The sequence below is a fragment of the Azospirillum sp. B506 genome, assembly GCF_000333595.1.
Lineage (GTDB): Bacteria > Pseudomonadota > Alphaproteobacteria > Azospirillales > Azospirillaceae > Azospirillum.
In genome coordinates, this window is record NZ_BADK01000325.1 from 1 (window position 1) to 6,970 (window position 6,970).

The following is a 6,970-nucleotide window of genomic DNA, read 5'->3' on the forward strand; positions in this document are numbered from 1 at the left end:
GCCGGGTGGCAGGCTGGCCAGGGTCAGGATCTCCGCGTCGGGTGCCCCTTGCTTGTTCTGCACCTCCAGGCGGTTCTGCCTGCTGACGAAGCTGGCCAACATGCTGTGCGCATCGGCGATCTCGCGTTCCAGCGAGCGGATTTCCTGCTCCGCATTGCTGGTCGCGGCGGCCTCCACGGCAAGCCGGTCGGCTTCCCGCTGCAGGGCGGCCTGACGCATCTGGACGACGGCGAGTTCGTTGTTCAAGGCGGTCTGCATCTTGCCCAGCTCGGCGCGGATGCTGTCGCGGATATCGGCCAGTTCGGAGCGGGCGGCGACGATGCGCGGATTGAGGTTGCCGTAATACTGGGTCAACTGCGCGACGCGGGCCCGTGCGTCGGCCTCGCGCTGGCGCAGGGCGCCGATCACCGGGGAGCCGCTCAGGTCGATTGCCGACGACAGGTCGCCGCCCTCGCGCAACGACCGCTCGATGACCGCCTGCCGCTCGGCCAGGCTGTTGGCCTGGCTGCGGACGCGGAACAGCTCTGCGTTGACCTCGGTCACCGCTTCCGCCGTCAGGCTGGAACTGCGGCCTTGGATGATGCCGGCACCGGTCCGCAGCTCCTCCATGCGGCGCTCCGCCTTGGCAATGCCCTGCTCGATCTGGGCGATGCGCTCATCCAGCTGCTGTCTGGCCTGTCCGGTGGCAGCCGATTTGGCCAGCAGCGTCTGCGACCGGTAGGTCTCGACGATGGCGTTCACCGTTTCCATGACCAGACGGGGATTCTGCATCTCCAGCGACACGCTCAGCGCGTGCGAGCGGTTCAGGCTGGCGACCTGCAGACGCTCCAGCAGCATGTCGACCGGATCGAACGGCTTTTCCTGGGCCGGTTGGAGGAGATGTGCCAACTCCGGGAGGACTGGTTCCAGTGCGGTCCGGATTCGCTGCTTGAGCATGCCGACCGGGCTCGGGTGAAGCACCGGATCGAATTCGGCATCCCGCGCCACCGCCAGCCGCTCGGCGATCGGGGCCAGCAGCGCGCGCGACCGCAGGACTTCGACCTGGCTGCGCACCTCTTCGAGATCGAACGGCCGCTGCACGGCATTCGCGTCTCCGATGAATTTCTCGGGGTCGGTCGGCTGCACCATGATCACCGCAGTGGCGGTATAGCGCGGCTCCACCACGGCCAGAACGCCGAAGGCCGCCGACAGGAACAGCAGCATCACAGTGAACAGCAGCAGCTTGCGCCGCAGAACCGGCTGGATCAGGTCGGAAAGCGTGAGCGGGGGTGGCGCGGTCAAGCCCGCGACCGTGGTGGCGGCGCTGTTGGTCTGTGTTTCCATCATCACCACTCCGAAGATCCCAGCCGTGCACTGTCCGCCCGGTAGCCGTCCCTCAGACTTCGCGCGGGCATGGCGATCCGGGCCGGCTCCCCTGGCACCGTCAGGCGCGACAGCCAGAGCGCGGCGAACAGCGCGGCCGTGCCGAAGCTGAGAATTTGCGCGAGAAAGACCCCGTTGATGGCCAGGGAGGGGACCAGCAGCCCGACGGACGGAAGCAGCGTGACCGCACCGGCAAGGCTGACATAGAAACAGGCGGACGCCCGCCGCCGCGCCACCAGCCCGACCATCATCAGGTCGAAGCTGCTGACCGCGACCGGGATGGCTGCGACGGCCCAGAGCCACACCCCGTCGGTCGTATAGCGGCCGTTGTAGAGCAGGTCGATGACCGGCCCGGCAACCGCCAGCAGGAAAAGCCCATAAAGGCCGGTCAGCGCCCACAGGCCCACCAGCGCGAGGCGGAAGATCGCGGCGAAGCCGGCGCCATCGCCCCGCCGGACCAGGACAGGCAGCATGATGGACCGCAAGGCCGAAAGGCTGTGCAGGATCGGCAGGACCAGGATGGACGTCGCACGCAGCTGGCCGGCCGCGGGCAGGCCGGCATGGGCCGCCAGCACCAGCGATCCGAAATCGTTCATGACCCAGACACACAGCTGTCCGCCCGCCAACCACAGGCCCATGTTGGCGTGCATCCGCAGCATTTCCGGCATCGGCAGATGCGCCGGACCGTCCCACGATTCCGCCCTTTCGCTGCGCAGGGCGTGCGGACGCAGGGCGCGGATCAGGACCACGCTGGCGGCCAGCGCCGCCAGCGCGCTGACCAGCAGCGCTCCGAATATGGAGATCCCCCAGCCGGCGGTCAGCAGGGCGATACCCGCCATCAGGAAGACCAGATAGAGGATGCTTCCGCCCGCCGCCAGATGCGGGATCATCACGACAGTGCAGGCCCGCCGGGCCATGAACAGCAGGAGGGCCGCCGGCGTGTAGAGGGCGAAGCCGAACAGCGCCTCCGCCAGTGCCTCGGCCGGCGCGGTGGCCCCGCTCCACAGCACGGTGCCCAGCCCCACGCCGCCGAAACCGGCCATCAGCGCCAGCGAAAGACCGATGTGCGAGACCAGCAGATGCCGGAAATAGACGATCAGCCGGCCGCGATAGTCCCGGCTCGCATGGACCATCATCGGTTCGACCACCAGCGACGCGAAGATCAGGTGGCACACCATGAACAGCGTCATGATGACGGTGAAGGACCCGAAGCTCGCCTGCGGCACATGGCGCGCGAGGAAAATCATGACGACGAAATTGCCGATCGTCGCGCATCCCTGGTCCAGGACGGTCCAGAAGCCCTTTTCCAGGCACTGGACCACAAGGCGACGAACGCCACCCGCATCCGGCGCCATCAATAGGCACCCTTCATGGTGATGACCGTGCGGAAGGTCCTGACGATCAGATAGGCGTCGTACCAGAAGGACCGGTTGTTGATGTAATAGCGGTCGAGCTGCTCCTGCTCCGACACCGAGGCGTTGCTGCGGTCGGACACCTGCCACAGGCCGGTCAATCCGGGGGGAACGCTGCAGCGCAGGGAACGGAACTCGTCGGCGAAGACCTCCAGATGGTAGTTGGGAAACGGCCGCGGCCCCACCAGGCTCATGTCGCCCTTGAGGATGTTGATCAACTGCGGCACCTCGTCCAGGCTGGAGCGGCGCAGGAACTTTCCGATGCCGGGCAGGATGCGCGGGTCGTGGCGGAGCTTGAAATGCGCCGTCCACTCCTGCATCGCCTCGGGCGATGACGCCAGATGCTCGGTCAGCCGCGCCTCGGCGTCGCGGAACATGGTGCGCAGTTTGATGACGGCGATGCTGCGCCCGTCCCGCCCCTCGCGCCGCTGCACGAAGAAGGCCGGACCGGGATCGATCCGCTTGATCGCCAGGATGAGCAGCAGCAGCAACGGCGCGCAGACGACCAGCCCGGCGCCGGCCAGCGCAATGTCGACCGCCCGCTTGGCCCAGTCCGCCGGACTCCGGGCCGGGGCTTTCAGGCACCGCAGCCCGATGGCGCCTCCGATATTCCTGGGTTGGATGCCGAAGCCGGGAAGCTTCGGCAGATCGGCCAGAAGCATCACCTCCGGAAAGGGCAAGCCGGCAGCCAGCTGGTCCCAGTTGGGAAGATGAACCCCGTCGCCGACATAGATGGCGAGGCGCATGTCCGGATGCTGCCGCGCATAAGGACCGAGCACCGCATACGCAACGGTTTCGATGCCGTCGGGGAGCACCTGCGGGTCCTGGCCTCCGCCCGGCCCATCCGGTCCGGCGGTGGGCTGCGGGGTATGGATGTCGTCGATGCATTGAGCCACCGCCGTGGCGCCGAGCTGCCACTGTGCCTGGAAATAGCCGATGGCGGCCGCGACCCGTCGCCGCTCGCCGACGACGATGACGCGGTCGCCCCACCGCCCGGTGCGCCGCATCCAACCGACGGCGTGCCGGCGCAGAAGCGGCTGAAGCACAAGCAGGTCGAGCAGGATCGCACCGGCCATCGGCCAGACCGGAAGCTGCAACTGCCACGCTCCGGCCAGAATCCCCGGTGTCGCGACCAGCACCGTCGAGCACCGCCGGCGGAACTGCTCCACGTCGCTCAGCCCGAAGCCGGGATAGAGGCCGGCTGCAGCGCCGGTCACCGGCAGCACTGACATCAGGGCGATGGAGGCGAGAGCCGCCGTCAGCGGCGCCGGGGAAAACCCGCCGGCGGAGAGCTGCATCATTGCCGCCGCCAGCGCCGCCACCGCGGCCGCCAGCCAGTCCGCCAAGAACAGCAGCACGCCGCACCGCAGGCGATGGTGCCGGGAACCGTCGCGTCGAACAGGACGGGCCTGATCGTGGAATGCGATGCCCCCGTACGACGTCGGCAGCACGTCACCGTCCAGGGCGGTCTGCCCGGCATCCGAAGTGTGAAGCTGCATGTCCAGCCCTCTTCGTTCCTGTGCCCCTGTCCAATCCCCGGCATGGCGGGATTTGGACAGGGTTCATGGTGGCATTGGACGACCGGGGGTCGGCCGCAGGACTCTGCCGGGAACCGGTCAGACCGCGATCCGGTCGGCGACCCGCGGCTGGACACCGGCGATCCGGTCGTGGATCCAGCGGTAGGTCTGCTCCATCCCGTCGCGCAGGTGGACGCTTGGCGCCCAGCCCAGCTTTTCCAGGATCAGGCTGTTGTCGCTGTTGCGGCCGCGAACCCCCTTGGGAGCATCGAGGTTGTAGACCCGCTTCAGGCGGACCCCGGCGATGTCCTCGACGATGTCGACGAGCTGGTTGATGGTGACAAGCTCCTCGCTGCCGAGATTCAGCGGTTCGCCGATGTCGCTGTTCATGATCATCTGGGTGCCGAGGACGCACTCCGAGATGTAGGTGAAGCTGCGCGTCTGCTCGCCGTCGCCCCAGATCTCGATGCTGTTCCGTCCGGACTGCACCGCCTCGATCACCTTGCGGCAGATGGCGGCCGGCGCCTTCTCGCGGCCGCCCTCATAGGTGCCGTGGGGGCCGTAGACGTTGTGATAGCGGGCGACGCGGGTGACCAGCCCGTAATCCTCATGGAAATGCCGGCACATCCGTTCGCTGAACAGCTTCTCCCAGCCATAGCCGTCCTCGGGCATCGCCGGGTAGGCCATGTGCTCGGCCAGCGGCACGACGTCGGCCTCGGTCTGCCTGTCGGCAGCATAGACGCAGGCCGACGAGCTGTAGAAGAAGCGCTCGGTCCCGGCGTCACGGGCCGCCGTCAGCATATGCGTGCTGATCAGCACCGACAGCATGCACTCGGCCTTGTGGGTTTCGATGAACCCCATGCCGCCCATGTCCGCCGCCAGATTGAAGATCGCGTTGGTGCCGGCGCACACGTCGTCGCAGCATTCCTTCAACGCCAGATCCCGGACGCGGTTGTCCACGCCCTGAAACAGCTGGTGCCAGTCCTCGAACGGCTTGCGGTCGACCGCGCGGATCCGCCGGAAGCCGCGTTCGATGAGGTCCGCCACCAGATGCCCACCGATGAAACCACCGGCCCCCGTCACCAGGACCAGAGCGTCCTTATCGATCATCTCGTCTCTCCTTCAATCCCATGGGCCAAGGCCGGGCGCATGCCCGGGGGGCAGCCGTCACCGTTTCCTCAGCCCCATGAGCTGCGCGGTGATGGCGACGATGAATTGCGGGTTGTTGCGCAGATAGCGCCGCCACAGGCGGCGCGGTTCGCTGACAAGCCGGAAAAGCCATTCCAGTCCCATGCGTTGCATGAAACGCGGAGCCTGCCGTTTCAGCCCGGCGTGAAAGTCGAAAGCGGCGCCGACGCCGATCAGCATCGCCGGTTCCAGCATCGGCCGGAACCGGGCCATCCACCGTTCCTGCTTGGGGGTGCTGAGACCGACCCAGACGATGTCCGCACCGCTGGCATTGATCCTGGCGGCGATGTCCGCCGTCTCATCGTCGGTCAGCGGCCGGAAGGGCGGGGAATAGCTGCCGACGATCCGCGCCTCCGGAAAACGGCGCAGCAACCGCTCGCGCAGACGCTGGAGCGTGCTCTCCTCGGCGCCGTACAGGAAATGGCGGTCTCCCCGCCGGCAGGCATTCTCGAAGACCGCCAGCATCAGGTCCGGACCATAGACCCGGTCGGCGTCGCGATTCCCGGCAAGGCGCAGCAGCCAGACCAGGGGCATGCCGTCGGGGGTGACGAGACTGGCCCGGTTGTGAATCTCGCGGCAATCCGCATTGCGCTGGCTTTCCATCACGCCATGCACACCGGTGACGCAGACATAACCGCGGTCCCGGCGGTCGATGGCGGCGGCGATGGCGGCGGTCGCCGTCCGGAGATTGAGGCTGTCGACCCGGACGCCGAGAACCCCGATGCTTCGTGTCTCCGGTGCGGACGGCCCACCCGCCACCGGTTCCCGGCGCAGCCCCAGCGCCGTCAGGTTATCGTGCTGCCAGGACACCATGTGAGCCTCGTGTGTCTTGATACCGGTGGTGCGGCTGGAGGGAGGTGCGGGTGCGGACTTCGCTTCGACGCGATCCGCGAGCGACGCCATGGCCAAGGCGGCACACCCAGGCCGCATCACGGCGCTGAACCGGGGCCTCCGGAGCCGAACGGGCCGAAGTGTCGGGAAAGCGGGAAGCGCCGTAAATCCGCCATAGGACGGGGCGCCGGGCAGGGAGGATGGCGGATGTCCGGGGGATGGGCCGCCGACCTTTGGCGGAGAGCGGCGGGGGTTTCCCCCGACCAAGGACGGGGGGCGCCAACGGAGGACACCCACCGGATGGCCGGCGGCAAAAGCGCCCCTTCCCGTGCGTCTCGAACCTTCGACGGAGGGGCGCGGGTGGCGGTTCGCGAAAGCGTTACACACCATGAGAAGCGTGGCGCAGCCGGGTATCGGGGCACCGGTATGGTCACTACCAATACATGGCGCCTGCCCCTTTCGGCACCCGTCCTGGTTTTAGCCGGACATCCAGAGCCGGTCCCCGACCCTCGCGTCCGAGGATGGCGGACAGGCGGAGGTGGTCACCATCGAATGGCCGGTTTCCCCTCCCGCTCCCGACGAAAGTCCGATGCATCCGGTGCCTGACCGATGCCCCTCCCCCCACCTGCGGCGGGTACGGTCACCTCCGTCCGCCGAAAG

5 protein-coding genes are annotated in these 6,970 nt (G+C 67.7%); all 5 read right to left on the bottom strand.

What is annotated here, in order from left to right:
* Nucleotides 1–1,326, bottom strand: a 1,326-nt coding sequence (locus I71_RS38220; protein ID WP_159107366.1) for a GumC family protein, incomplete at its 3' end; no start/stop codon positions are given.
* The gene (locus I71_RS38225) at nt 1,326–2,717 is read right to left on the bottom strand and encodes a hypothetical protein (protein ID WP_159107367.1); all 1,392 of its coding nucleotides are present in this window, start codon (nt 2,715–2,717) and stop codon (nt 1,326–1,328) included. The genes I71_RS38225 and I71_RS38220, both read right to left, overlap by 1 nt.
* Nucleotides 2,717–4,273: a sugar transferase gene (locus tag I71_RS09975; RefSeq protein ID WP_049976022.1), complete on the bottom strand. Its 1,557-nt coding sequence runs from the start codon at nt 4,271–4,273 to the stop codon at nt 2,717–2,719. Before I71_RS09975 ends, I71_RS38225 begins: the two co-directional genes overlap by 1 nt.
* 117 nt (nt 4,274–4,390) lie before the next feature.
* Nucleotides 4,391–5,401 (bottom strand): NAD-dependent epimerase/dehydratase family protein, encoded by a 1,011-nt coding sequence (locus tag I71_RS09980; protein WP_042694443.1) that lies wholly within the window; start codon nt 5,399–5,401, stop codon nt 4,391–4,393.
* Nucleotides 5,402–5,458: 57 nt separating this feature from the next.
* Nucleotides 5,459–6,292 (bottom strand): WecB/TagA/CpsF family glycosyltransferase, encoded by an 834-nt coding sequence (locus I71_RS09985; protein ID WP_083897079.1) that lies wholly within the window; start codon nt 6,290–6,292, stop codon nt 5,459–5,461.
* Nucleotides 6,293–6,970 lie beyond the last annotated feature (678 nt).

Coding starts and splice junctions, on each gene's coding strand:
- I71_RS09975 (WP_049976022.1), bottom strand. CDS start 4,273: ATGCAGCTTCACACTTCGGATGCCGGGCAGACCGCCCTGGACGGTGAC.
- I71_RS09985 (WP_083897079.1), bottom strand. CDS start 6,292: ATGGTGTCCTGGCAGCACGATAACCTGACGGCGCTGGGGCTGCGCCGG.
- I71_RS09980 (WP_042694443.1), bottom strand. CDS start 5,401: ATGATCGATAAGGACGCTCTGGTCCTGGTGACGGGGGCCGGTGGTTTC.
- I71_RS38225 (WP_159107367.1), bottom strand. CDS start 2,717: ATGGCGCCGGATGCGGGTGGCGTTCGTCGCCTTGTGGTCCAGTGCCTG.